21 protein-coding genes are annotated in these 23,717 nt (G+C 70.1%); 4 read left to right on the top strand and 17 right to left on the bottom strand.

Annotation, left to right across the window (positions count from 1 at the left end):
* The first annotated feature begins 113 nt into the window (after positions 1 to 113).
* The gene (locus E9232_RS22230; RefSeq protein WP_309797594.1) at positions 114 to 2,189 is read left to right on the top strand and encodes an acetate--CoA ligase family protein; all 2,076 of its coding nucleotides are present in this window, start codon (positions 114 to 116) and stop codon (positions 2,187 to 2,189) included.
* Positions 2,179 to 2,967 carry a carnitinyl-CoA dehydratase gene (locus E9232_RS22225; RefSeq protein ID WP_309797592.1) on the top strand — a complete coding sequence of 263 codons (789 nt, stop codon included), beginning with the start codon at positions 2,179 to 2,181 and terminating at the stop codon, positions 2,965 to 2,967. Before E9232_RS22230 ends, E9232_RS22225 begins: the two co-directional genes overlap by 11 nt.
* A 212-nt stretch (positions 2,968 to 3,179) precedes the next feature.
* On the opposite strand, the gene E9232_RS22220 is transcribed toward E9232_RS22225, so the two are convergent.
* Positions 3,180 to 3,851: a glutathione S-transferase family protein gene (locus tag E9232_RS22220; RefSeq protein WP_309797590.1), complete on the bottom strand. Its 672-nt coding sequence runs from the start codon at positions 3,849 to 3,851 to the stop codon at positions 3,180 to 3,182.
* Positions 3,852 to 4,017: 166 nt separating this feature from the next.
* On the opposite strand from E9232_RS22220, the gene E9232_RS22215 reads away from it, so the two are divergent.
* The gene (locus E9232_RS22215; protein WP_309797588.1) at positions 4,018 to 4,665 is read left to right on the top strand and encodes a CatB-related O-acetyltransferase; all 648 of its coding nucleotides are present in this window, start codon (positions 4,018 to 4,020) and stop codon (positions 4,663 to 4,665) included.
* Positions 4,666 to 4,784: 119 nt separating this feature from the next.
* On the opposite strand, the gene rpmB is transcribed toward E9232_RS22215, so the two are convergent.
* The 6 genes from rpmB to E9232_RS22185 all read right to left on the bottom strand — a co-directional run bounded on the left by rpmB (position 4,785) and on the right by E9232_RS22185 (position 11,083).
* Entirely contained in the window at positions 4,785 to 5,078 is a 294-nt protein-coding gene (rpmB, locus tag E9232_RS22210; protein WP_309797586.1) for a 50S ribosomal protein L28, read from the bottom strand.
* Between the two features lie 131 nt (positions 5,079 to 5,209).
* Positions 5,210 to 6,730 carry an arabinosylfuranosidase ArfA gene (gene arfA / locus E9232_RS22205; RefSeq protein WP_309797585.1) on the bottom strand — a complete coding sequence of 507 codons (1,521 nt, stop codon included), beginning with the start codon at positions 6,728 to 6,730 and terminating at the stop codon, positions 5,210 to 5,212.
* A 73-nt stretch (positions 6,731 to 6,803) separates the two neighbouring features.
* On the bottom strand, positions 6,804 to 8,117 hold the full coding sequence (locus E9232_RS22200; RefSeq protein WP_309797583.1) for an extracellular solute-binding protein: 1,314 nt from the start codon (positions 8,115 to 8,117) through the stop codon (positions 6,804 to 6,806).
* A 74-nt stretch (positions 8,118 to 8,191) separates the two neighbouring features.
* Complete coding sequence (locus tag E9232_RS22195) at positions 8,192 to 9,058, bottom strand: carbohydrate ABC transporter permease (protein WP_309797582.1); 867 nt, start codon at positions 9,056 to 9,058, stop codon at positions 8,192 to 8,194.
* A 5-nt stretch (positions 9,059 to 9,063) separates the two neighbouring features.
* Positions 9,064 to 9,990: a carbohydrate ABC transporter permease gene (locus E9232_RS22190; protein WP_309797580.1), complete on the bottom strand. Its 927-nt coding sequence runs from the start codon at positions 9,988 to 9,990 to the stop codon at positions 9,064 to 9,066.
* Positions 9,991 to 10,003: 13 nt separating this feature from the next.
* Positions 10,004 to 11,083 (bottom strand): ABC transporter ATP-binding protein, encoded by a 1,080-nt coding sequence (locus E9232_RS22185; RefSeq protein WP_309797578.1) that lies wholly within the window; start codon positions 11,081 to 11,083, stop codon positions 10,004 to 10,006.
* 113 nt (positions 11,084 to 11,196) lie between these two features.
* Here E9232_RS22185 and E9232_RS22180 point away from each other — a divergent pair, with 113 nt between their 5' ends.
* Positions 11,197 to 11,931, top strand: a complete 735-nt coding sequence (locus E9232_RS22180; RefSeq protein ID WP_309797576.1) for a FadR/GntR family transcriptional regulator — start codon at positions 11,197 to 11,199, stop codon at positions 11,929 to 11,931.
* A 6-nt stretch (positions 11,932 to 11,937) separates the two neighbouring features.
* Here E9232_RS22180 and E9232_RS22175 read toward each other — a convergent pair whose 3' ends face one another.
* The 10 genes from E9232_RS22175 to E9232_RS22130 form a co-directional block, all read right to left on the bottom strand.
* On the bottom strand, positions 11,938 to 12,303 hold the full coding sequence (locus E9232_RS22175; protein ID WP_309797575.1) for a VOC family protein: 366 nt from the start codon (positions 12,301 to 12,303) through the stop codon (positions 11,938 to 11,940).
* A 14-nt stretch (positions 12,304 to 12,317) separates the two neighbouring features.
* Complete coding sequence (locus tag E9232_RS22170; RefSeq protein ID WP_309797573.1) at positions 12,318 to 12,854, bottom strand: SRPBCC family protein; 537 nt, start codon at positions 12,852 to 12,854, stop codon at positions 12,318 to 12,320.
* Positions 12,851 to 13,174, bottom strand: a complete 324-nt coding sequence (locus E9232_RS22165; RefSeq protein ID WP_309797571.1) for an ArsR/SmtB family transcription factor — start codon at positions 13,172 to 13,174, stop codon at positions 12,851 to 12,853. The genes E9232_RS22170 and E9232_RS22165 overlap by 4 nt, the downstream gene beginning before the upstream one ends.
* Positions 13,175 to 13,338: 164 nt before the next feature.
* A complete protein-coding gene (locus tag E9232_RS22160) occupies positions 13,339 to 16,575 on the bottom strand; it encodes an error-prone DNA polymerase (protein WP_309797569.1) in 3,237 nt (1,078 codons plus the stop codon).
* Entirely contained in the window at positions 16,575 to 18,116 is a 1,542-nt protein-coding gene (locus tag E9232_RS22155; protein WP_309797568.1) for a Y-family DNA polymerase, read from the bottom strand. Before E9232_RS22155 ends, E9232_RS22160 begins: the two co-directional genes overlap by 1 nt.
* Positions 18,031 to 18,774, bottom strand: a complete 744-nt coding sequence (locus E9232_RS22150; RefSeq protein ID WP_309797566.1) for an ImuA family protein — start codon at positions 18,772 to 18,774, stop codon at positions 18,031 to 18,033. The genes E9232_RS22155 and E9232_RS22150 overlap by 86 nt, the downstream gene beginning before the upstream one ends.
* A 104-nt stretch (positions 18,775 to 18,878) precedes the next feature.
* On the bottom strand, positions 18,879 to 20,600 hold the full coding sequence (locus tag E9232_RS22145; RefSeq protein WP_309797563.1) for a SulP family inorganic anion transporter: 1,722 nt from the start codon (positions 20,598 to 20,600) through the stop codon (positions 18,879 to 18,881).
* Positions 20,600 to 20,974, bottom strand: a complete 375-nt coding sequence (locus tag E9232_RS22140) for a YciI family protein (RefSeq protein WP_309797561.1) — start codon at positions 20,972 to 20,974, stop codon at positions 20,600 to 20,602. Before E9232_RS22140 ends, E9232_RS22145 begins: the two co-directional genes overlap by 1 nt.
* Positions 20,975 to 21,080: 106 nt before the next feature.
* Complete coding sequence (locus E9232_RS22135) at positions 21,081 to 22,577, bottom strand: choice-of-anchor X domain-containing protein (RefSeq protein ID WP_309797559.1); 1,497 nt, start codon at positions 22,575 to 22,577, stop codon at positions 21,081 to 21,083.
* Entirely contained in the window at positions 22,574 to 23,416 is an 843-nt protein-coding gene (locus tag E9232_RS22130) for a hypothetical protein (protein WP_309797558.1), read from the bottom strand. Before E9232_RS22130 ends, E9232_RS22135 begins: the two co-directional genes overlap by 4 nt.
* Positions 23,417 to 23,717: the final 301 nt, after the last annotated feature.

Genomic DNA, 23,717 nt, shown 5'->3' with positions numbered 1-23,717 from the left:
CTTGCTGAGGGAACCCCCTCCCCCTACCCCCCTCCCGCAAGGGGAGGGGGGACTCAAGTTTGCAATGACGAGAAGCCTAGGGGCCATAGCTCTGTACACGCGGAGGCTCGGGCATGACCCAGCCCCGACGCTTCGACCTCTCCCGCCTGCTGCGCCCGCGCTCGATCGCGGTGATCGGCGGGAAACCTGCGGCTGAGGTGATCCGGCAGAGCCGTCGCATGGGCTTCGCCGGCGAGATCTGGCCGGTGCATCCGCAGCACGACATGGTCGAAGGCCTGCCCGCCTTCCGCTCGGTCGCCGACCTGCCGGATGCGCCCGACGCCGTGTTCCTCGGCATCAACCGGCATGCCACCGTCGAGATCACGGCGGCCCTGGCCGCACGCGGCGCCGGCGGGGCCATCTGCTACGCCTCCGGCTTCTCCGAGGTCGGGGCCGAGGGCGCGGATCTGCAGGCCGGGCTGGTGGCGGCCGCCGGGGCGATGCCGGTGCTCGGCCCCAATTGCTACGGCGTGATCAACTATCTCGACGGCGCGCTGCTGTGGCCCGACCAGCATGGCGGGCAGCGGGTGGAGCGCGGCGTCGCCCTGGTCACCCAGTCCAGCAACATCGCCATCAACCTGACGATGCAGCGGCGCGGCATGCCGATCGCCTATGTCGCGACTTTGGGCAACCAGGCGGTGGCCGGCCTCGGCGAGATGGTCGAGGCCTTCCTCGACGACCCCCGGGTCACCGCCATCGGCCTGCACATCGAAGGGCTGGCCGACCCCGCCGCCTTGGCCCGGGCCGCGGCACGGGCGCGGCGGCAGGGCGTGCCGATCCTGGCGCTGAAGACCGGCCGGTCGCCGGAAGGGGCGCGGCTGACTCTCAGCCACACCGCCTCGCTGGCGGGCGCCGATGCCGTAATGGACGCCTTCCTGCAGCGCATCGGCGTGGTCCGCGTCGCCTCGCTGCCGGTGCTGCTGGAGGCGCTGAAGCTGCTGCATGTCGTGGGGCCGCTGCCCGGCCGCGACATCGCCTCGATGAGCTGCTCGGGCGGCGAGGCGGCGCTGATCGCCGATGCCGTGCTCGGCACCGGGCTGCGCTTCCGGCCGTTGGATGCGGCGCAGACCGCCCGGGTGGCGACGACGGTGTCGGCGCTGGTCACGGTCTCCAACCCCTTCGACTACCACACCTTCATCTGGGCCAACGCCCCGGCCATGACCGAGACCTTCTCGGCGATGATGGCGGCGGAATTCGACCTGACGCTGCTGGTCCTCGACCTGCCGCGCGGCGACCGCTGCAGCGATACGGCCTGGCTGCCGTCGCTGGAGGCGCTGGTCGCCGCCGCCCATCGCACCGGGCGGAAGGGGGCGCTGGTCGCCTCCCTGCCCGAGGCGTTGCCGGAGGACCGGGCCGAGGCACTGGTCGCCGCCGGCGTCGTGCCGCTGCTGGGGATCGACGATGCGCTGGCGGCGATCGCCGTGGCGGCGGCGGTGGGCGATGTGCTGCGCGACGCCGGCCGGCCGAATCCCGCCCCGGCGGTGCCGCTGCGTCCGGGCGCCGTCCGCACCCTTTCGGAATGGGACGGCAAGCGCCGCCTGGCCGGGCATGGGGTGCCGGTGCCGGACGGGCGGCTGGCCCGGTCGCCGGATGAGGCGGTGGCGGCGGCCGAGGCGATCGGCTTCCCCGTGGTGCTCAAGGCCACCGGCGCCGCCCTGGCGCACAAGACCGAACTCGGTGCGGTGCGGCTGAACCTGGCCGATGCCGTCGCGGTACGGCAGGCGGCCGAAGCCCTGGCGGGCCTGGGCGAGGCGCTGCTGGTCGAACGCATGGTCGGCGATGCGGTGGCCGAGCTGATCGTCGGCATCGGCCGCGACCCGCAGATCGGGCTGCACCTCGTGCTCGGCTCCGGCGGCACGCTGGTCGAGCTGGTCGGCGACACCAGGATCCTGCTGCTGCCGGCGGCGCGGGCGGAGATCGCGGCGGCAATCGGGGCGCTGAAGGTGGCAAAGCTGATCGCCGGACATCGCGGCCGGCCGTCCGGCGACCTTGATGCCGCGGTCGACGCCGTGCTGGCGATCCAGGATTTCGCGCTGGCCCAGGCCGACTGGCTGGCCGAACTCGACGTCAATCCCTTGATGATCCAACCAAGCGGCGCCGTCGCCGCCGATGTGCTGCTGCGACTGGTGGAGGACCCCGATGACCGATGATCCCCTACGCGTCACCCGCGACGGCGCCGTGCTGGAGGTGGTGCTGGACCGCCCCAAGGCGAATGCGATCGACAGCGCCACCAGCCGGCGGATGGGCGAGGTCTTCGCCGGCTTCCGCGACGACCCGGCGCTGCGCGTCGCCATCGTCACCGGCGGCGGCGACCGGTTCTTCTCCGCCGGCTGGGACCTGAAGGCGGCGGCGGCCGAGAGCATCCGGCCGGACGAGGATTACGGCATCGGCGGCTTCGCCGGGCTGCAGGAGCTGCCGGGGCTGAACAAGCCGGTCATCGCCGCGGTCAACGGCATGGCGGTCGGCGGCGGCTTCGAGCTCGCATTGTCCTGCGACCTGATCCTGGCCGCCGACCATGCCCGGTTCTCGCTGCCGGAGATCAATGCCGGCACCCTGGCCGATGCGGCGACGATCAAGCTGCCGCGCCGCATCCCCTATCACGTGGCGATGGACCTGCTCTACACCGGCCGCTGGATGGAGGCGGAGGAGGCGCTGCGCTGGGGGCTGGTCAACGCGGTGGTGCCGGCGGCGGAGCTGATGGACCGCGCCCGTGCCTTGGCCCGCCACCTCGCCGACGGCCCGCCTTTGGTGTTCGCCGCGATCAAGGAGGTCGCGCGGGAGGCTGAAGCGATGCCGGCCCAGGCGGCGCTGGCCCGGGTGATGGCCCGCGGCTTCCCGACCGTGGCGACGCTCTACGACAGCGAAGACCAACTGGAAGGCGCCCGCGCCTTCGCCGAGAAGCGCAAGCCGGTGTGGAAGGGGCGGTAGGCAGGCCGAACCTGAAGGAGTCCCCCTCCCCTTGCGGGAGGGGGATAGGGGGAGGGGTCTGCGCGCGTCCGCGCGCTTATGGGTAGGATTGTCTCCGTTCTCGCTGCGGCCGCTGGATTGTCGCCGGTACCCGCCGAGAGAACCCCCTCCCCCTACCCCCTCCCGCAGGGGGAGGGGGGACTCGAAAAGCCGGGTGAGGGGAAGGAGCCACCCTATCCGCCCAGATGCGGCGACAGCTCCCGATCCGCCGCCGCGACTTCTCCCAGCACCCTGGCGAAGGCAGGCCGTGCGCTCAACCGTTCGTACCAGCCGGCCAGGGCGGGACACTCGTCCAGCCGCGGCCCGTGCAGCCGCAGGGCGAACAGCACGGTCATGAACATGGCGATGTCGGCGACCGTCAGCGCGTCGAAGAAGAACTCGCGCCCGGCCAGCTGCCCGTCCAGCCGGCGCCAGTGGCGGCGCAGCGCGTCCTCGGCGGTGCGGGCGGCGGCCTCCTGCGCCTCCAGCCGCGCCGGGTCGGGCGGCTCGCTGCGATGCATCAGCGGGCGGACATCGGGCATCACCACCTCGTCGGCCGCCAGCTCGACCAGCCGGCAGCGAGCGCGGTCCGCGGGGTCCCGCGGGTACAAGGGCGGCACCGGATAGGCGTCCTCGAGGTATTCCAGGATCACGGTCGAATCGAACAGCGTCAGGGCGCCATCGACCAGCACCGGCACCTGGGCCTTGGGGTTGGCGGCCAGCACCGCCGGGTGCTTGGGGGCGTAGCCCTCGGTCTGGCTGAACGGCACCAGCACCCGCTCGCAGGCCAAGCCCTTCTCGACCAGGGCGATCTCGACCTTGCGCGAGAACAGGCTCAGCGGGCCGGAATACAGCGTCATCGCCATCGCGCAGCCCCTCCCGATTCGCAGAACAAGAACGTTACGCGAACGGGATGAGGCCTGACAATGCCGTCAAACGAACGGTTCCATCACAGGCGGCGCCGTCAGCGGCCATGGCCGTTTGACAGGCCGGCTCGCCGGTCTCTATCCCTCCTGGGCAAGGGAGAAGCCGGTGACCACCTCGTTCTACACAAAGACCATCCTCGCCGATCTCGTCGCGCAATCCGGCTTCGAGATCGGCGACCACACCTATGGCACGCCGTCGATCCGATGGTGGGGCGAGGCGGCCCGGCTGCGCATCGGGCGCTATTGCTCGATCGCGGAAGGGGTGACGATCTTCCTCGGCGGCAATCATCGCACCGACTGGGTGAGCACCTATCCCTTCAGTGCGATCGAGCGGTGGCCGGAGGCTGCCGCCATCGCAGGACACCCCGCGACCAAGGGGGACGTGCTGATCGGAAACGACGTCTGGCTCGGCGACGGGTGCACCATCATGTCCGGCGTCACGATCGGTGATGGTGCGGTGGTGGGCGCCCGGGCGATGGTCACGCGCGACATCGCCCCCTATGCGATCGTTGCCGGGAATCCGGCGCGCGCGGTCCGGACGCGGTTCGAGCCGGAGATCGTCGAGCGTCTCCTGGACGTCGCGTGGTGGACCTGGCCGGACGAGAAGGTCGGGCGCTTCATCCCGCTGCTCATGGGCGGGGATATCGAGGCATTCCTCTCCGCCGTGGAGAAAGGCGGGCTGGACACCGCGGCCGACGTCGCCGCCACGGGCTGGTTCGCGGGCATCTTCCGGCGCCTGCTGAAGCGCGCGTGATGGGGGCGTGCGTAGACCGGGCGGCGAGACCGGCCCGCAAAGGGCATGAAAAAGCCCGCGACGCGGTCGCGGGCTTGATCGCAGCTTGCCGCGGCCCGGGGGGCCGCGAAACCGGCTGATCAGGCGGCCTGAGCGGCCTGGGCCTTGATGATGCGGTGCTTCAGGCCACGCAGCTCGGCGTCCAGGGCCGAATCGGCGGCGCTGGCGAGGTAGCCGTCGAGGCCACCGCGATGCTCGATGGTGCGGATGCCGTTGGTGCTCAGCCGCATCCGGACGGACACGCCGAGAACCTCCGAGACCAGCGAAGTGGTCTGCAGGTTCGGCAGGAACCGACGGCGGGTCCTGTTCTTGGCATGGCTGACGTTGTTACCACTCATCACGCCCTTGCCGGTCACCTGGCAGCGTCGCGCCATGGCACGTATCCTTAAGCACGGTCAAAAATAATTGCCCCGGCATCGCTGCCGGGACGAGGGCGTTCGTATAAGGGGCCGCACCGCCGACGTCAAGCCGTTCGTCGCGGCCCCTCATCGAAGCGGGGCGCAGACTACGCCCGCGGCACGCTCCGGGTCACGATCACGTTCCACGAGGCCGGCTTCAGCTTCGCCCGCAGGCGCTCGCCATCCACCGTCACATCGGGGTTCGCCATCGGCACCACGGTGTTCGGCGCGTCCTTGGTGTTGACCGCCTTCAGGTTGGAATGGTGGATCTCGGTCGCCGTCACCAGCCGACGGTCGGCGCCCAGGCCGCGCAGCTCGACATTCAGCTCCAGCGGGTCCGACAGGCTGCGGTTGAGGGCGAAGATCGCGGTGGTGCCGTCGGCCGGATTGTCGACCACGGTGGCGTAGAGATACGGGATCTCCGGGAACGAGGTGGCGCCGTAGCTCGGCGATTCGACCTGGGTCCGCAGCACCCTGCCATGGCCGAAGCGGGCGGCCAGGGCGAAGGGGTGGAAGATGGTCTGGCGCCAGGCCGGGCCGCCGGTCTCGGTCATGATCGGGCCGATGACGTTGACCAGCTGGGCGATGCAGGCGGTCTTCACCCGGTCGGCGTTGTTCATCAGGGCGATCAGCGCGCCGCCGACGATCAGCGCGTCCTCGGCGTTGTAGACCTCCTCGATCAGGGCCGGCGCCTCGGGCCAGCCCGGCTTGCGCATGTGCTCGATCTTGTGGGTCTTGTACCAGACGTTCCATTCGTCGAAGGACAGCATGATCTTCTTGTGCGACCGGCGCTTGGCCCCGACCGCGTCGCAGATCGCCGCCACCTCCTTGATGAAGGCGTCCATCAGCTCGATCACGCCGAAATACTCCGGCGCCGAATCGGCGTTGTTGTTGAAGTAGGTGTGCAGCGAGATGAAGTCGACCTGGTCGTAGCAGTGGTCCAGCACCTCGTATTCCCAGGCGCCGTATTTCGGCATGTTGCGGTGGGACGAGCCGCAGGCGGCGAGCTGGATGGTCGGGTCGATCCAGCGCATCACCTTGGCGGTCTCCAGCGCGGTGCGGCCGTACTCCTCGGCGGTCTTGGCGCCGATCTGCCAGGGCCCGTCCATCTCGTTGCCCAGGCACCAGAACTTGACGTCGTGCGGCGCGGCATGGCCGTGCGACTTGCGCAGCTCCGACAGCTCGGACCCGCCCTCGTGGTTGCAGTATTCCAGGAAGCGGCGCGCCTCGTCCGGCCCGCGGGTGCCGAGGTTGACGCCGAACATCGGCTCGATGCCCGCGGCGCGCGACCACTCCATGAACTCGTTGGTGCCGAAGCGGTTGGTCTCGGTCGAGAACCACGCCAGGTCGCGCCGCACCGGGCGGTCCTCCACCGGCCCGACCCCGTCCTCCCAGTTGTAGCCCGAGAGGAAGTTGCCGCCTGGGTAGCGGATGATGGTCGGCCCCAGCTCCTTGGTCAGCTCCAGCACGTCGCCGCGGAAGCCGCGGGCATCGGCGGTGGGGTGCCCGGGCTCGAAGATGCCACCATAGACGCAGCGGCCCATATGCTCGACGAAGGCGCCGAAGACGCGGCGGTCGAGGTCGGAGAGGACGAAGTCGCGATCGACGATGAGCCTTGCGGAGATCATGGAATGCCCGTCTCGGTCTGATGGGAGATGAGGGAAACGGCCATGCCCCTGATGGGGCATGGCCGGGTGCGCGTCACTTGGCGTTGGCCAGCAGCTCGTTGCAGCGGCTTTCGGCGTCGGCCAGGGCCTGGTCGATGGACTTGCCGCCCTGGACCGCGGCGGTGAACTCCTCCTGGATGATCGACTGCAGGCCGAACTGCCGCTTCACCGCCTGCGGCAGGGCGGTGCCGTCCTTGGTCAGGCTGACGATGTCGCTGCGGTGCAGCAGGTCGAGGAAGGACTGGGACGCGGCCACCGACTTGCGGACCGGCAGGTGGCCGGTGCGGGCCCATTCGAAGTCGTTGTCCCACAGGAACTTCAGGACCTCAAAGGCGGCCTTCCGGTGGGCGTCGTCCAGGTCGGCCTTCGGCACCACCCAGCTGTGGCCGTCGGCCCAGACCTTGGGATTGCCGTAGAGCTGCGGGAACGGCATCACGGCATAGCCGCCGCTCAGCGCGCCGCTGGCCTTGGCGGCCTCCTGGGTGTAGCTGTCGATCAGCCAGGTGCCCATGATGTAGACGCCGCCGTCGCCCTGGGCGAAGCCGGCCGTCGCCGCCGCGTAGTCCTGGTCCTTGGTGGTGTCGCCGTCGTCGTAGATCGCCTTGAACAGCGTCACCGCATTCTTCGCTTCCGGCGTCTGCAGGTTGATCTTGGTGGGATCGGCGAAGAAGTCGGAATTCTGCTGGTACAGGAGGGTGTAGAGGGTGCGGGTGTAGTTCGCCTGCTCGTTCGCCAGCGCCTGGACGAAGTACGGCTTGCCGGTCTTCTCACGGAACTGCTTGGCCTGGGCCAGCAGCTCGTCCGGCGACTTCGGCAGGATCGGCTTGCCGTCGGCGGCCACCAGCCCGGCCTGCTTGAACAGGTTCATGTTGATGTGCCACAGCCAGGTGTGCGTGTCGAAGGGCAGGGCGTAGACCTTGCCGTCCTTGGTCACCCCCGTCCGGGCCGCGTCGGTGAAGTCTGCGGTGTCGACGCCGGCCGCCTTGAGGCCGTCATCCAGCGGCTCCAGGAGGCCGCGCGAGGCGTAGTCGGAGATCACCGACTCGTGCATCACCGAGATGGTGGGCGCCTCGCCGGACCGCAGCCGGGCGGTCAGCTGGTCGTAGCCGGGCCATTCGACGATATCGACCTTGACGTGGACGTCGCGGCTCTCGGCGTTGAACTTGTTGATCAGCGCCGTGATGATCCCGCATTCGCCATGCGCCTGAGCGACGTCGGTGACGCTGCCGTAATCGGCCTCGCAGGCGCCGAAGAAGCGCGACAGAGAGATCTCGGTCTTGTCCTGCGCCCAGGCCGGGGCGGCGGCGCCAGCCAGGAACAACAGGGCCAGGGTGATGCTGCCTCTCATGATTTCCTCCACGGTTCCGGCGGCATTGGTGCGGCGCCGGTATCGAAAGCCTCCCGTTCCCCGGGGCCGCCGCCTCAGCGGATGGCGGCCCCGGCGACGGCCGTGACGATGTACTTCTGGAAGAACAGGTAGACGATCAGCACCGGCAGCCCGGCGAAGACCGACTGCGCCATCAGGAAGCCAAGGCCCTCGGACTGGGCGAAGTTGGTCTGGGTCGAGGCCAGGCCGACGGTCAGGGTGAACATCTCCGGCTTGGTGGCGGAGATCAGCGGCCACAGGTAGTCGTTCCAGGCGGCCAGGAAGGTGAAGATCCCCAGCGTCGCCTGGGCCGGCACGGTCAGCGGCAGCAGCACGCGCCAGAAGGTCTTGAAGCGCGAGGCGTTGTCCAGCATCGCCGCCTCGTCCAGCTCGCGCGGGATCGCCTTGAAGTACTGCGTCATCAGGAAGACGCCGAACGGCGCGGACAGATGCGGCAGGATCAGCCCGAGATAGGAGTTGTGCAGCTTCAGGTCGTTGAAGGTCTGGAACCGGGCGATGATCACCGCCTGCTCCGGCACCGCCAGGCCGATCAGCACCAGTGCGAACAGCACGCCGCGGCCGGGGAACTGGGTGCGGGCGAAGCCGTAGCCGGCCAGTGAGGCCAGCACCAGCACCCCGACGGTCTGGCCCAGCGCGACGACGACGCTGTTCAGGATCCAGCGGAACACGCCGGAGCTGGCGAGGATGTCGGTGTAGTTCTTCAGCGTGTAGGGCGCCCGGAACAGCGTGCCGGTGCTGGCCATCAGCTCGCTGTTGGGCTTGAACGACAGGCCGGCGATCCAGGCGATCGGCACGATCCAGACGATGACCAGGGCGATGATGGCCGCGAGGATCAGCCGGTCGCCGAGGCTGCGCCCCACCATGCTTTGGCCGGCCGTGCCCTGGGTTGCTGTCATGGCCATGGCCGTCACCCCTCGCCGCGGCGGCGGGTCAGCAGATACTGCGCCATGGCAGCGATCAGCATCAGCCCGAACAGCACCTCCGACGCCGCGGCGGCGTAGCCGAGGTCCCAGTCGCGGAAGCCCGTCTCGTAGATGAACTGCACGATCGGGCGCGAGGCGTTGTTGGGCCCGCCCCGGGTCAGCAGCAGCGACTGCCCGAACAGCTGGAACTGGTAGACGATCTCGACCACCGCCACGAGCACGGTGGTACGCCGGATCGAAGGCAGGGTGATGTGCCGGAACGACCGCCAGCGGCCGGCGCTATCCAGCGCCGCGGCCTCGTACAGCTCGCGCGGGATCTGCTGCAGTGCCGCCAGGAACAGCATCATCGGCAGGCCGATGCCCCACCACACCGTGGCGATGGCGATGGCGGGCAGCGCCAGGGTCTGGCTGCTCAGGAAGGCGATCGGCTCATGCCCGAACACGGCGAGGATGTTGGTCAGCAGGCCGCGGTCCGGCAGGTACACCATCTTCCACACGATGGTGACGATGGTGACCGACAGCACCGAGGTGGCGAAGAAGGTCGCCCGCAGCACGGCCGCGATCCGGGTCGGCCGGTTCAGCGCCAGGGCCAGGCCGAGGCCGATGACCACGAAGGCCGGCACCGTCATCACCACGAACAGCGCGGTGTTTTCGATGGTGCCGAGGAAGATCTTGTCGGCGAACAGCCGCTTGTAGTTGGCCAGCCCGGCATAGGCACCGGTGCCGTCGAACATGTCGAACTTCTGCAGGCTGATCCAGATGCCGTCGAACAGCGGCCAGACCAGCAGCGCCACATAGACCGCCAGGAAGGGCAGCACGAAGCCGATGTTGCGCCAGTCCGGCCCGATCCAGGCGCCGCCGGCGCGGCGGGCCCGTTCGATGGTGCGGGCCGGGGCGGTGGCGTCGGTCACGGCCATCCTCCCCTCAGGCGGCGTGACGGCCCAGGCCGTCGGCGCCGAACAGGTGGGCGGAGGCGGGGTCGATGCGCAGAGCCACCCGGTCGTCGACGGCCACGCCGCTGGCGCCGCCATCCTCCGCGATCAGGGTCGACCCGTCGCGCAGCCGGACATGCAGATGGGTGCGGTCGCCCAGCCGCTCGACCACTTCGACCGTGCCGCGGGTGGCGCCCTGGCCGTCGACCCGCACCGCCTCGGCCCGCAGCCCCAGCGTCACCGGCTGGTGCGCCGGCAGGCCGTCGGGCGACACGGGGGTCCGCAGCTCGGTGCCGTCGGGCAGGCGCAGCACCGCGCCGCCATCCTCGCCGACCACGGTGACGTCTAGGAAGGTCATTGCGGGGGCGCCGACGAAGCGGGCGACGAAGCGGGTGGCCGGGCGGGCATAGATCTCCATCGGCGTGCCGACCTGCTCGATCCGGCCCTCGTTCATCACCACGATGCGGTCGGCCAGGGTCATGGCCTCGACCTGATCGTGGGTGACGAAGATCATGGTGGCGCGCAGCCGGCGGTGCAGCCGGGCCAGCTCGACCCGGGTGCGGACGCGCAGGGCGGCGTCCAGGTTGGACAGCGGCTCGTCGAACAGGAAGGCGCGGGGTTCCTTGACGATGGCGCGGCCGATGGCGACGCGCTGGCGCTGGCCGCCGGACAGCTGGCCCGGCTTGCGCTGCAGCAGCGGCTCGATCTCCAGCGTCCGGGCGGCTTCCTGGACCCGGGCTTCGATCTCCAGCCGCTTCAGGCCGATGTTGCGCAGCCCGAACGCCATGTTCTCGAAGATCGTCATATGGGGGTACAGGGCGTAGTGCTGGAACACCATCGCCACCTGGCGGGCGCCGGGCGGCAGGGTGTCGACCCGGGCGGCGCCGATGTGGATCTCGCCGCCGTCGACGCTCTCCAGCCCTGCGATCATGCGCAGCAGGGTGGACTTGCCGCAGCCGGACGGCCCGAGGAAGACGACGAACTCACCCGACGTGATCGACAGCGACAGGCCGTCGAACACCGTGACCGGCCCGAAGCGCTTGCTGACACCCCGGATCTCGATGTCGGCCACGCCATTTCCTCCCCAATGGTATTATCATATGATTCGATCATCGCGGCGATCGATGGGTTTTGTCAACGGGCCTTCCCCGGCCTATTCGAGAGGGGGCAGGTGGAGACGGTCGGATGCTGGAGCGTGAGCTGATCCTGGTCGGGACGATGAGCAGCCAGATCTCGAACAGCCTGGGGATGCGCATCGTGTCGGGCGAATTCCGGCCGAACGACTCGCTGCCGATCGAGGGCGAGCTGTGCCAGATCTACGGCGTCAGCCGGACCACGATCCGCGAGGCGATCAAGAACCTGGCGGGCAAGCGGCTGATCGAAGTGTCGCCGAAGACGGGCACGCGGGTGCTGCCCTTCGGCGAATGGAACCTGCTGGACCGCGACGTGCTGTCGTGGCGGCTGCTGGCCCAGTTCGACGCCAAGATCGTCGAAGACATCTACGAGATGCGCCAGTGCTTCGAGCCCCGGGCGTCGTTCCTGGCGGCGCGCGACGGCACGGCCGAGGACCACGCGCTGATCGAGCATCATTTCCGCCAGCTGGCGCGGGCCTATGAGGAGAACCAGCCGGTCAAGGTGGGGTCCGAATCGGCGCTGGAGTTCCACCTCGCCATCATCACCGCCTCGCACAACGGCCTGTTCGTGACCATCGGCGCCGCGGTGAAGTCGGCGCTGCGCGTCTCCTCCGAGATGCTGCAGCGCCATGCGGCCAAGCCGAGCGAGGATGTGGCGCTGCACGACGCGGTGCGCACCGCCATCATCGGCCGCGAGCCGGAGCGGGCGGCGGCGGCGATGGCCCGGCTGCTGGAAGCGTCACAGGCCCGGCTGCTGCCGCTGACCACGGCGCCGAAGGGGGCGTAAAGGCCCTCAGTACTGGCTGTCTTTGGCGGTGACGATGTGGATGATCGCGGCGGGGTCGGAGATCCAGAAGCCGTCGAAGCCGTCCGGCAGGCGCTCGATCTCGTCGCGCCTCACCACGCCGGCCGTGGCGAAATGCTCCGCCGCCCTGGGCACGTCCTCGGCCACGATCTCCAGCCACAGCTCGGCCTGGCTGATGGCGTCGACCCGGTCGATCCACAGCTGGTTGGCGCCGAATTCGAAGCCGATGGCGGGCGGGTGGTTGTCCAGCGGCTTCAGGCCGATGATGTCGCGGTAGAACCGGACCGTGGCGTCGTACTGGTGCGGCGGCACCTTCAGCGCGATGTTGCGGCCGCCGGCGAATGCGGTGGTCATGGCAGTCCCTCCGATCAGGATTGTGACGCCGAGGCGACGCGCTTCTCGTACTCGGCCTCCAGCGGCGTGTGGGTGAGGAAGAAGGGCTGCGGCACCCGGCCGTGCAGCCGGTCGACCAGGATGCCGAGATGGGTGTGCCAGCCGCCGGCGGCGCTCGGCATCTTTTCCGTCCCGAGGTGGCGGTGGGTCAGCACCAGCAACACGTCTTCGCCCTGCGGCGTCAGCTCGAAGGTCACCTCGGAGTCCCCGCCGGGCCAGCTGTGGCTCAACAGCCGTGGCGGCTCCCACCGCGTCACCCGGGCGGTGGAGTCGGCGCCCTTCTCCAGCGACTTGTACTTGGCCGGGATCTCGTCCGGCAGCGGCGACAGCCCGGAATGGAGGAAGCGCAGCTCCACCTGGCCGCCGATTCGGGGCTCGACGGCGCCGGTGGCGAGCCAGGTGCCGCGCTTGTCCGATTCCGTCAGATAGGCCCAGACCCGTTCGATCGGGCCGGGCAGCAGTCGCTCGAACCGGACCGTGCCGGGGGCGGTGATGGCGCCGTAATCGCTCATGATTCCTGTCCTTCTGTTCCGGGGGTGGCGCGCAGCTGCCGTTCCAGCTCGTCCAGCCGGCCGCCCCAGAAGCGGCGGATGTGCTGCAGCCAGTCGTCCAGCGCGCCGAAGCCGCGGGGATCGAGCGCGTAGATGCGCCGCTGCGCCTCGGCGCGGACCGTGATCAGCCCGGCCTCGCGAAGCACCTTCAGATGCTGCGAGATCGCCGGGCCGCTCATGGCGAACTGCGCGGCGATGTCGCCGGCCGTCCGCTCCCCTGCCGCCAGCATCTCCACGATCTGCATCCGGGTGGGGTCGGCCAGGGCGGCGAAGGCGTTCATGGGTTTTTATGAAGCTAAAACTTAAATAAGTCAATTCTTAATTATGGAGACCCCCAATCGTCATTGCGAGCGCAGCGAAGCAATCCATGCCAGGCGGCGCCATGGATTGCTTCGTCGGCTTCGCCTCCTCGCAATGACGAATAGGGAAGGCGAGCCCGGCCGGCCTATTTGAAATCGCGGCTGCGCAGGGTCACCCGATGGCCGCGCCCGGCCTCGGCGCGCGGGCGGCCCTGATGGGCGGGGTCGAGCACCACCTGATCGGTGCCCTTGGCCAGGACGGGCAACTGGTCGCTCCAGTCGACGAAACGCTCGACCACGACATGGATCACCATGTGCTCGCCCTCGCCCACCTTCTGCACCCGGCCCTCGCAGGCCAGCAGGCGCCCGGCATAGACGGCGCGGCGGTACTTCTCCGACACGTCGGCCCAGACCACCAGGTTGGCGGCGCCGCTCTCATCCTCGATGGTGACGAAGATGGTGCCCTTGGCGGTCTGCGGCCGCTGCCGGAACAGCACGATGCCGGCGAGGCGGATGCGGGCGCTGTCCCGGGTCGCATCATCACGCAGCGTCCGGATGGGGACGATGCCCAGCGGCGCCAGCGCCGGGCGCAGCAGGGCCAGCGGGTGGCGGGTCAGGGACAGGCCGGTGGTGGCGTAGTCCTCCAGCACCTCCAGCCCGGGTGGCAGGGGCGGCAGCGCCGCCTGCGGCTCCTCGAACAGCGCCAGCTGGGCCGGCCGGGCGGCGAACAGCGGCAGGGCCTCGCCCGCGATGCCGGCCACCGCCCACAGCCCCTGCTGCCGGTCCAGCCCCATCGAGCCGAAGGCGGCGGCCTCGGCCAGCCGGTTCAGGGCGCGGGCCGAGACGCCGGCGCGGCGGACGAGATCGGCCGGCGCGGCATAGCCAGCGCCGCGCTGTTCCACGATCTTCTCAGCCTCGTCTTCGCTCAGCCCCTTCACCAGGCGCAGGCCCAGCCGTAGGGCGTGGTCGCGGCCGCCGGTCGGCTCCAGGGTGCAGTCCCAGTCGCTGCGGTTGACGTCGACCGGGCGGACCTCAACGCCGTGTTCGCGGGCGTCGCGCACCAGCTGCGCCGGGGCGTAGAAGCCCATCGGCTGGGAGTTGATCAGGGCGCAGCAGAACACCTCGGGGTGATAGTGCTTCACCCAGGCGCTCTCATAGACCAGCAGGGCGAAGGAGGCGGCATGCGCCTCGGGGAAGCCGTAGCTGCCGAAGCCTTTGATCTGGCTGAAACAGCGCTCGGCGAAGTCGCGCTCATAGCCGTTGGCGACCATGCCCTCGACGAAGCGGGTCTCGTATTGGTGGATGGTGCCGACATTCTTGAATGTCGCCATCGCCCGCCGCAGGTTGTCGGCCTCGGCCGGGCTGAACTTGGCGGCGACAATGGCCAGCTTCATGCCCTGCTCCTGGAACAGCGGCACGCCCAGGGTCTTCTCCAAGACCTCCTTGAGTTCGTCCTTCGGGTAGCTCACCGGCTCGATGCCGTCGCGGCGGCGCAGATAGGGATGCACCATGTCGCCCTGGATCGGTCCCGGCCGGACGATCGCAACCTCGATCACCAGGTCGTAATAGGTCTGCGGCTTCAGCCGCGGCAGCATCGACTGCTGGGCCCGGGATTCGACCTGGAACACGCCGATCGAATCGGCCCGGCTCAGCATGTCGAAGACCGCTTTGTCGGTCGGCCTCCGGCCCAGCTTCGGCCGTTCCCGGAAATTATCGGGGTAATGCGTTTCCATCAGGTCGAAACAGCGCTTGAGCGCGGTCAGCATGCCCAGCGCCAGCACGTCGACCTTCAGCATGCCCAGCGCTTCGATGTCGTCCTTGTCCCAGCAGATGACGGTGCGATCGTCCATCGCCGCATTCTCGATCGGCACCAGCTCGTCCAGCCGGTCGCGGGCGAAGACAAAGCCGCCGGTGTGCTGGCTCAAATGCCGCGGGAATCCCATCAGCTCGCAGCTCAGCGTCAGGGCCAGGCGCAGCCGCGGGTCGGCCGGGTCCAGCCCGGCCTCGCGCACCTGGTCCTCGTCCAATCCGGTCATGCTCCAGCCCCAGACCGATCCCGACAGGGCGCCGATCATGTCCTCTGACAGGCCCATCGCCTTGCCGACGTCGCGCACCGCGGCGCGGGTTCGGTAGCAGATCACGGTCGCGGTCAGCCCGGTGCGGTGCCGGCCGAACTTCTGGTAGATGTGCTGGATCACCTCCTCGCGCCGCTCATGTTCGAAATCGACGTCGATGTCGGGTGGCTCGTGGCGCGCCTCGCTGATGAAGCGTTCGAACAGCAGGTTGACCTCGACCGGGTTGACCGAGGTGATGCCCAGGCAGAAGCAGACGGCGCTGTTGGCGGCCGAGCCGCGGCCCTGGTTCAGGATGTGCTGGCTCTTGGCGAAGGCGACGATGTCGGCCACGGTCAGGAAGAAGGGCGCGTATTCGCGCCCGCCGATCAGCGCCAGCTCCTTCTCGATCTGGCTACGCAGATCGGCCGGCACACCCTGGGGATAGCGGGTTGTCGCCCCCTCCCAGGTCATGCGCTCCAGCCGGGCCTGCGCCGGCTCGCCGTCGGGGGTGATCTCCTCGGGGTACTGGTACTTGGCGGACAGCTCATCCAGGTCGAAGCGGCAGCGTTCGGCGATCTCGACCGTCCGCTCCAGCGCCTGGGGATGGTCGCGGAACAGCCGGGCCATCTCGTCCGGCGTCTTCAGGTGCCGCTCGGCATTGGCCTCCAGCCGCCAGCCGGCCTCGTCGATCGTGCAGTGCTCGCGGATGCAGGTGACGACATCCTGCAGCCGCCGCCGCTCCGGCGCGTGGTACAGCACGTCGTTGGTGGCGACGAGGGGCGCCCGCGTGCGGAAGGCGAGGTCGCGGAGGTCTTCCAGCCGCCGGGCGTCATCGCCGCGATAGCGATGGCTGGCCGCCAGATAGACCCGTTTCCCCATATCCGACCGCAGCCGGTCGAGATGGCCGGCGAAGCCGTCGTCAAGCGTATCGGGCGGCAGCGCCACCAGGATCTGGCCGTCGCTGAACGGCAGCAGGTCGGCGAAGGCCAGGTCGCACTGGCCCTTCTTCGCCCGGCGCTTGCCGATGGTCAGTAGCCGGCACAGCCGGCCATAGGCCTTGAGATCGGTCGGATAGCACAGCAGGCTCGGCGCATCGGTGAAGTCCAGCCGGCAGCCGACGATGTAGGGGATGCGGCGGGCCTTCTGCCGGTCCGCGTCGCGATTGGCGGCGACATGGCCGCGCACGACCCCGGCCAGGCTGTTGCGATCGGTCACGGCAATGGCGGACAGGCCGAGATGGATCGCCGTCTCCACCAGCTCCGCCGGGTGCGACCCGCCGCGCAGGAAGGAGAAGTTGGTGGTGACCTGCAACTCGGCATAATCGACCATCAGTCGAACACCCCGTGCAGGAACCAGCGCGCGCTCTCGCCGGTGCGGTACAGCCCGGCGCGGTAAACCCAGAAACGGCGGCCGGCCTCGTCCTCGACCCGGTAGTAGTCGCGGATCATCTCCGGCTCGCTCCGGTCCTCCGGCTTTGTCCGGCGCCACCACTCATAGGCGATCCGCTCCGGCCCGTCTGCGCGGCGCACCTTGTGGGTCGCCCCGGCCCAGCGGAAGGTGCTGGGCGGGTCGTCCGGCACCTGGGCGATCGCCTCGATCGGCTCCGGCCGGCGCAGCAGGCGCAGCGGGCGCACCCAGCCCTCGGGCCAGGCCGTGACCTCGGCCGGGGCCAGCGGCGGCGCGGCGGCGACGCAGCGTTCGGGCAGATGGCTCTCCACCGCGGCCGGCCGCCAGATCCGGTCGAAGCCGATGCGGTTGCCGACGATGTCGACGAAGCCGGCGAGGTCGCCGATCGCGGCCCCTTCGTCCTCCAGCTTGCTCAGCCCGGTCTGGCGCCCGTCCAGCGGCGCCACCCGGTCGGCCCGCAGGGTCACCACCTCGACCCCGAAGCCGGGGTCGACCCGGTCCAGCCGCTCGGCCAGCAGGCGCGCGACCCGCGCCGCGTCGCGGACCGGCAAAGCGGTGCGGATGGCGGCGGTCTGGCGCCGCCCGTCGACCCGGTGGAAGTCGGCGGCGAACTGGGCGGCGCCCATCATCCGGGCCTCCAGCCGGGCGCAGAGCTCCGCCGTCACCACCGCGATGGCGCGCTGCAGGTCCTCCGGCGTGCCGACCGGCTCGGGGAAGGCCAAGCGGGCGAACCAGGGCGTCGGCGGCCGGCGGAAGCCGACCGTCTCCTCCGCCCGGCCCAGCGCCTGGTCCAGCCGCAGCAGCGGCCGGGCGCCGAAGCGGCGGGCCAGGCCGGGGCGCGGCGCCGCCAGCAGGTCGCCGACCTTGGTCAGGCCGATCCGGCGCAGCGCCTGCACCGCATCCTCGTCCAGCCGCAGCGCCGCGACGGGCAGGGGGGACAGGGCGGCCCGTTCCTCGCCGTCGGGCAGGATGTGGATCGGCCGTTCGGCGCGGCCGTGATGCGCCAGGGCCCAGGCGGCGCCGAAGCTGCCGGCGACGGCGATGCGGCCGGGCAGGCCGCGCCGCCGCAGCCGTCCGGCCAGGTCGTCGACCAAGCCTTCCTCGCCGCCCCACAGATGGGCACAGCCGGTGATGTCGATCCACAGCCCGTCGGGCGGGCAGGGCGCCACGGCGGGGCTGTAGCGGCCGGCCCAGCGGGCCAGACGGGCCAGGGCGCGGGCGTCGGCGGCGTGGTCCGCCGGGATCAGGGCCAGGGTGGGCAGCACGGCGCGGGCGTCGGTCGCCTTCTGCTGCGGCCGGATGCCGGCGGCCCAGCCGCGGTCGTCGACGGCGACGACCTGGCGCCGCTGTCCGATGGTCTCGACGACCGCGACCGGCTCAGCCGGCCAGGCGTTCTCCGGCGTGGTCAGCTTCAGCCGCGTGATCGGCCAGTTCGGCAACCACAGCGAGACGATCCGTCCCATCCTTTGTCTCCACGATCCAGCGGCCGGGCGCGCCGCCGCGGCAATGGGTCAGCGCCAGCTCCCACCGCACCGGCCCGACCCAGGTGGCGGTGCCGCCGCTGGGCGCCGGGGCCACCGCCCAGCGCGTCACCGCGGCGCTGGCGGCGGTACGGCCGAGGCGGGGCGCCAGCAGCTCGCGCTGCAGCAGCAGGGCGGTGGTGCCCCGGGTCTCGCAGGCCAGCTGCAGCCGCCGCTCGGCCAGCAGGTCGGCCCGCACCGCCTCGGCCAGCACGGCGCCGAAGCCGGGGGTGCGCAGCGCCTCCTCCACCACCGCCAGCACGCCCTTCTCGTCGCGCGGCCGCACCAGGATCAGCCGGTCGGGCGCCAGGCCCAGCGCGGCCAGCGCCGGCGGATAGAGGTCGTCGCTCGTCGTGCACCACAGCACCGGCCCGCGCCGCTGCAGCCGGGCCAGCAGCCGGGCAGCGAAGCCGGTCGCGGCCGCCCCTGCGGCGGCCCCGCCCCCGCCGGCCGCGGCGACCCGGTGCAGCCGGCCGAGCGCCAGCCCGCCGCGCGGCAGGCGGGCATCGATCGGCGGCAGGTCGAGCGGCAGGATTCCGGGATCCTCGACGGCGGATCCATAGCGGTTCAGGCGCTCGCGCAGGGCGGCGAGGGCGGACATGGCGCTCACAGATGTTCTATATTTGTTCTTATATGAATCCACTGCAGCGCTGCAGAGTCAAGCTCGGGGCGGCGGGCCCAGGGAAACGGCGGCTTTGCGCGGCCTCAGGGACTCGCTGATGCGTGCCCTGCACCGGGTGCCGGATCGGGGGGCGGGCCGGCCAGCGCCCTCACCGCTTCGTCGACGCTATGGAACACATGGTCCGGGCCGATCTGCGCCAGGATGCCGAAGCGGGACAGGGCCTGCTGCGCGCGGACCGATTCGAGCCGGGCGATGGCGAAGGTGATGTCCGCGACGCGGCACTGCGCGATCACCCCGGCCAGGCTGCGGGCCGCGGAATAGTCGATCTCGATGATGCTGCTGGCCTCCAGGATCACCAGGCGCAGCGCGTCCCGCCTGGCGTCGATCAGGCGGCCGATGCCGGCCTCGAACGTCCCGGCGTTGAGGAAGCTCAGCGGGGCCTGGAAGGCGATGACGGCGACCCCGGGCAGCGTCTCGCCATGGGAGCCGGCGGCGGGCGGCCACCAGATCGACGTCTGCGGCACCTTCTCGAACTCGATCGGCTGGGCGCGGGTGATCGCCCAGATGCCGTGCAGCAGCGACAGGCCGATGCCGACGGCGACTCCGGCCTGGATCGGCAGCACCACGATGGCGACCGCGGTGGCCAGAATCAGGGCGAACTCGCCCGGCGCCTGGTGGTAGACGGCGACGAAGGTCGGGACCCGGACGACCCGCTGGGCCACGAACACCAGGACCCCGGCCAGGGCCGCATGCGGGACATGCGACAGCAGCCCGCCGCCGAGCAGCGCCAGGGCCAGCACGATGGCGGCGGCGACCAGGCCGGCGACCTGCGACCGGCCGCCGGTCTCGGCCACGGTGGCGGTGCGCGGCGGGCTGGCGTTCACCGGAAAGGCCCCGAACAGGCCGGACAGGATGCTGCCGGCGCCGACGCCGATGAAATCGCGGTTCAGCGCCGGCGGCGCGCCGGATTGGGGCGGAAAGGAGCGGCTGGTGGCGGCCGTCTGCACCATGACGACCAGCGCGACGATCAGCGCCAGGGACACCAGGCGGCGCAGCTCGTCGAAATCCACCGCCGGCAGCGCCGGCTGCGGCAGGCCGCCGGGAAGGGGGCCGAGGACCGCGACGCCGCGATTCTCGAGGCCGAAGGCGACCACCGCGGCCGTCGCCGCCACCAGGCCGATCAGCGCGCCCGGAATGCGCGGGCTGATCCGCTCGGCGCCGAACACCGCCAGGAAGACGCCGATCCCCAGCGCCGCGCTCCAGGGATTGACCTGCCCCAGCTGCGCCACGGTCTCGGCGATGCGCTGCGGCGTGCTGCCGTCCTGCGCCGGCAGGCCCAGCAGCCCCGGCAGCTGCGAGACGGCGATGTGCACCGCGATCCCGGCCAGGAAGCCTGTCGTGACCGGCACCGACAGCAGGTCGGCGATCCAGCCCAGGCGGAACACGCCGCCGCAGCAGACGATCAGGCCGACCATCAGGGCCAAAGCGGCGGCCAGGGCCGCGTAGTGCGGCGATCCCGCCGCCGCCAGCAGGGCCAGGCCGCCGGCGAAGATCGGGGTGATGGTGGAATCCGCGCCGACCGACAGCAGGCGATGGGCGCCGAACACCGCGAAGGCTAGCGCCGCGGCGACGAAGGCGAAGAAGCCGATTTCCGGCGCGAAGCCGCCCAGCCGGGCGGTGGCCATCTGCTCGGGGATGGTGATGGCCGCCAGCGTCAGGCCTGCGACCAGGTCGGACCGGCCGTCCCGCAGCGTCCAGCCCGCCACGGCCCGGAAGGGACGCCAGCTTCGGCCGGGGCCGGGCATCAGGCCATGCCGCTTCCGGGCAGGAACAGCTTGACCGGGCGGATCTCGTAGCCGCCGATGCCGGGATTCGCCCGCTCCAGGTCCTGGGCCAGTGCGACCGCTTCCTCGATCGACGGGCAGTCGACGATGTAGAAGCCGAGCATCTGCTCCTTGGTCTCGACATAGGGCCCGTCGATCACCAGCGGCGGCTCATGGCCCTTCACCAGCGTGGTCGCGGCGGTGGTCGGCATCAGCCGCGCGGCGGGCCCCAGCCGGCCCTGCTCGGCCAGCCGGCGGTGGACGACGTCCAGCCGGGCCATGACCGCGTCATCCTCTTCCTTGGTCCAGGCGCCGATGGCGTCCTGCGAATTGTAGCAAAGAATGGCGTAGAGCATCCGGGCTGCCCCCTCGTCTGTCCCCGACGCGGAGTATGCCCGGAGCCGGCGTCCGGCGGCACGGAAACATCGCGGCCACCTTCAGCCGGCTCCGAAGCCCGGTCGATCAGACCACGGTGATCGTGCTCTGCGCTTTCAGCGGACATGGCAGGGAGGGATCGAAGGTGATCTCGATCGCGCTGGCGACGAAGAAGCCGCCGATGTGCTGGGCCGCGATTTCAGGGGGCGTTCCCGGCTTCGTCAGGTTGACGTCCTGGGCGAAGACAAAGATCCGCCAGACGCCGTAGACATCCTGGTGCTGGGACAGCAGCAGCTTGTAGGCCCGCTCCAGGTCCAGGCTGCCGGCATAGACGCCGTCATTGGCGGCGTCGTCGAAGCCGAGCCCGTCATCCGTTAGCGGCACGACGAAGAACAGCCCTTGCGGCGCCTGGAACAGGGCGAACGCGTAGAGCTCCGTCCCGGTGAAGTAGCCGCCTCCGCCGTTCTGAAACTTCGCCTTCACCCACAATGGCTTGAAGGCATGCACCGTGCCGGGGGTTTCGATCTCGACGTCGCCGCCGACATGGATGTTGGTCTGCGTCTCCGACACCGAATGGCTGTAGGTCTGGCCGGTGGTGAAGCGCTGATAGGTCCATTCGACATCGGCCGGATAGGCGCGGCCGGCGTTGGGGGCGTCGGGCAGGCTCCATTTCGCCACCACCTTTTCACCCAGGGTCTTCTCGCCGGCCCCCGGCGGCGTGGCCGCCTGCCCGCGATAGAAGGGATCCGCGGCGTCGGAGCAGGCGACGACGAGGGCGCCCGAGGCGATGGCCGAAGCCACGCCCGCCACCGTGTATTCGGGCGGGCCGGAAGCGGCGCCCTTCGGGGTGCAGCAGCTGACGCTCGGGTCCGTCTCCTCGAAGGTGCCGCCGGCGCTGAAATTCGCGTTCCCGGAACCGAGGGCCACGGCGACGATCGCCACGATCGCCGCGACCACCAGCACGATGAGGGCGAGGATCTTCCACCAAGGATCGGCGAAAGGCAGCTCGCCATGGACCCCGTCATAGGCGGGGTTGGGTTGCCAGACCATCGTCGCCCCGGTCGGCACCCAGGGGCCGAAATCCGGCCCGCATTTCGGGTCTTTCGGATTGCACTTCCACCAATCCGCGGCCGGCCCGAGGGCGGCCAGGTTCGACACCACCAGCGATCCCTCGCCCACGGTGCAAGTGTAGGAATTGGTCGTCGAGTCGAACCGGGTCTGCGAGACGAAGATCTGCTGGATCGAGCGGCGGGACTCGAAGCCGTCGGCGCGCGCGATGAAGCTGACCAGGTGCTTGCCCGGCGTGGCGTTCTCGAAATTCGCCCGCCAGGACACCAGCACCGATGCCCCGGCCGGGATCCTGGAGAAGACCAGGGTGTTGGCCGCCGGAACGATGCCCGGGTCGCCAATGCTCTCGAGATAGAGGCGGACATTGACCAGGTCGCTGGAGGAATTGTTGGTGTAGTGGCACGAGATCAGCAGCGAATAGATAGCGTTATCGAAGATGCCGTCCGGCAGCATGATATTGGTCACGGGCTCGACGGCGAAGGGGCGCGTGAGCACCTGCATCGGCGTGGCGGTCATTTGCGGCCTCCTTTCCGGTCGGACAGAACGATGAAGGTGTACCCACCGAGCGTCCGGTCCTCCCCGTCCTGCTCGGCGATCCGGACCAGGGCGTATTCGCCCTTCGCCAGGTCCGGCGCCCTGATGGCGACATGGATGGCGGCCTTGGTGCCCCTGGGAATGTGCAACTCCAGTTCCCGCTTGCCCAGGCCGCCCTTTTCCGGCGTGCACATCGGCTCCTGCCCCATGCCGACCTCGACCTTGGCGGCCTTGGACGGCTTCAGGCCGGCCAGGTCCAGCCGGCGCAGTTGCGCCTCGTCCAGTTCGCCCCCGACCTTGGCCGTGACCAGAACCCGCTTGTCGGTGCGGAGGCCGGCCGCGATGGTCAGCATCCGGGCGGGAATGCCGGTCTGCGCCACGACGACGCTGAGGTTGCGCTGCGCGGCCTCCGGATAGGCCGGCGGGTTGAAATCATCCGGCGGCGGGACCGGGATCGAGCTGCCGGAATGATTGGCGACGGCGATCAGACACTCATGCCCGCCATTCACCATGGTCACCGCCCAGGGCACCAGGCACAGCACGTCCTGTGCCGCGCCGGGCTGCAGGTCCGCATTGGCCGACCCGATGAAATGGGCGGTGCTGCGCAGGATCTGGGTGCTGGGATCGGCCCACCAGAAATCGATGCGGGTGCCGTCGGCGACACTCGATCCGTGGTTCTCGACATGGGCCCAGACATAGGCCGGCTGCCCCGCAATCGGCGCCCCCGGCTGTCCGGTCGGGTCGTTGCCTGGGACGACCCAGATGTCGGGACTCATCCACCAGTCCGGTGTGCCGTCCCTGATTTCCAATTGTATGGCCATGCGCTGTCTCCGATGTTCGCTGGAGACGCGCCGTCCCGGATTCCGCATGTCGGCGGGATCGCCGATGGACGGCGGCACCTGCCGATGCGCTGGTCCCGGCCAGTCGCCGGGAATCACCGGACCGCAGGACGATGTGCCCCAAGGCACCGGCCGCCGCGCAACGACGAAGGCCCGCAACTCTCGATGATGGGATGCCGAGCCGGTCGGCCCGGACCGCTCCACCCGACCGTCCGCGGATCAGGATCCGAGGGTCGGAATATTATTTCCAGATACTCTAAGAAAGATGCAGAACAAGGGTAGT

This window comes from Inquilinus ginsengisoli (genome assembly GCF_031453975.1).
GTDB classification, from domain to species: Bacteria; Pseudomonadota; Alphaproteobacteria; order DSM-16000; family Inquilinaceae; genus Inquilinus; species Inquilinus ginsengisoli_A.
Note: the sequence above shows the minus strand (reverse complement) of the source record. Positions and strands in the feature narration are given on the sequence as shown.

What these genes read in the sequence shown, in the direction of transcription:
- E9232_RS22145 (WP_309797563.1), bottom strand. Translation starts at nt 20,600, where the DNA reads ATGCCCGGCCCCGGCCGAAGCTGGCGTCCCTTCCGGGCCGTGGCGGGC.
- E9232_RS22140 (WP_309797561.1), bottom strand. Translation starts at nt 20,974, where the DNA reads ATGCTCTACGCCATTCTTTGCTACAATTCGCAGGACGCCATCGGCGCC.
- E9232_RS22130 (WP_309797558.1), bottom strand. Translation starts at nt 23,416, where the DNA reads ATGGCCATACAATTGGAAATCAGGGACGGCACACCGGACTGGTGGATG.
- E9232_RS22135 (WP_309797559.1), bottom strand. Translation starts at nt 22,577, where the DNA reads ATGACCGCCACGCCGATGCAGGTGCTCACGCGCCCCTTCGCCGTCGAG.
- E9232_RS22170 (WP_309797573.1), bottom strand. Translation starts at nt 12,854, where the DNA reads ATGAGCGATTACGGCGCCATCACCGCCCCCGGCACGGTCCGGTTCGAG.
- arfA (WP_309797585.1), bottom strand. Translation starts at nt 6,730, where the DNA reads ATGATCTCCGCAAGGCTCATCGTCGATCGCGACTTCGTCCTCTCCGAC.
- E9232_RS22195 (WP_309797582.1), bottom strand. Translation starts at nt 9,058, where the DNA reads ATGGCCATGACAGCAACCCAGGGCACGGCCGGCCAAAGCATGGTGGGG.
- E9232_RS22165 (WP_309797571.1), bottom strand. Translation starts at nt 13,174, where the DNA reads ATGAACGCCTTCGCCGCCCTGGCCGACCCCACCCGGATGCAGATCGTG.
- E9232_RS22155 (WP_309797568.1), bottom strand. Translation starts at nt 18,116, where the DNA reads ATGGGACGGATCGTCTCGCTGTGGTTGCCGAACTGGCCGATCACGCGG.
- E9232_RS22150 (WP_309797566.1), bottom strand. Translation starts at nt 18,774, where the DNA reads ATGTCCGCCCTCGCCGCCCTGCGCGAGCGCCTGAACCGCTATGGATCC.
- E9232_RS22180 (WP_309797576.1), top strand. Translation starts at nt 11,197, where the DNA reads ATGCTGGAGCGTGAGCTGATCCTGGTCGGGACGATGAGCAGCCAGATC.
- E9232_RS22160 (WP_309797569.1), bottom strand. Translation starts at nt 16,575, where the DNA reads ATGGTCGATTATGCCGAGTTGCAGGTCACCACCAACTTCTCCTTCCTG.
- E9232_RS22225 (WP_309797592.1), top strand. Translation starts at nt 2,179, where the DNA reads ATGACCGATGATCCCCTACGCGTCACCCGCGACGGCGCCGTGCTGGAG.
- E9232_RS22220 (WP_309797590.1), bottom strand. Translation starts at nt 3,851, where the DNA reads ATGGCGATGACGCTGTATTCCGGCCCGCTGAGCCTGTTCTCGCGCAAG.
- E9232_RS22200 (WP_309797583.1), bottom strand. Translation starts at nt 8,117, where the DNA reads ATGAGAGGCAGCATCACCCTGGCCCTGTTGTTCCTGGCTGGCGCCGCC.
- E9232_RS22175 (WP_309797575.1), bottom strand. Translation starts at nt 12,303, where the DNA reads ATGACCACCGCATTCGCCGGCGGCCGCAACATCGCGCTGAAGGTGCCG.
- rpmB (WP_309797586.1), bottom strand. Translation starts at nt 5,078, where the DNA reads ATGGCGCGACGCTGCCAGGTGACCGGCAAGGGCGTGATGAGTGGTAAC.
- E9232_RS22230 (WP_309797594.1), top strand. Translation starts at nt 114, where the DNA reads ATGACCCAGCCCCGACGCTTCGACCTCTCCCGCCTGCTGCGCCCGCGC.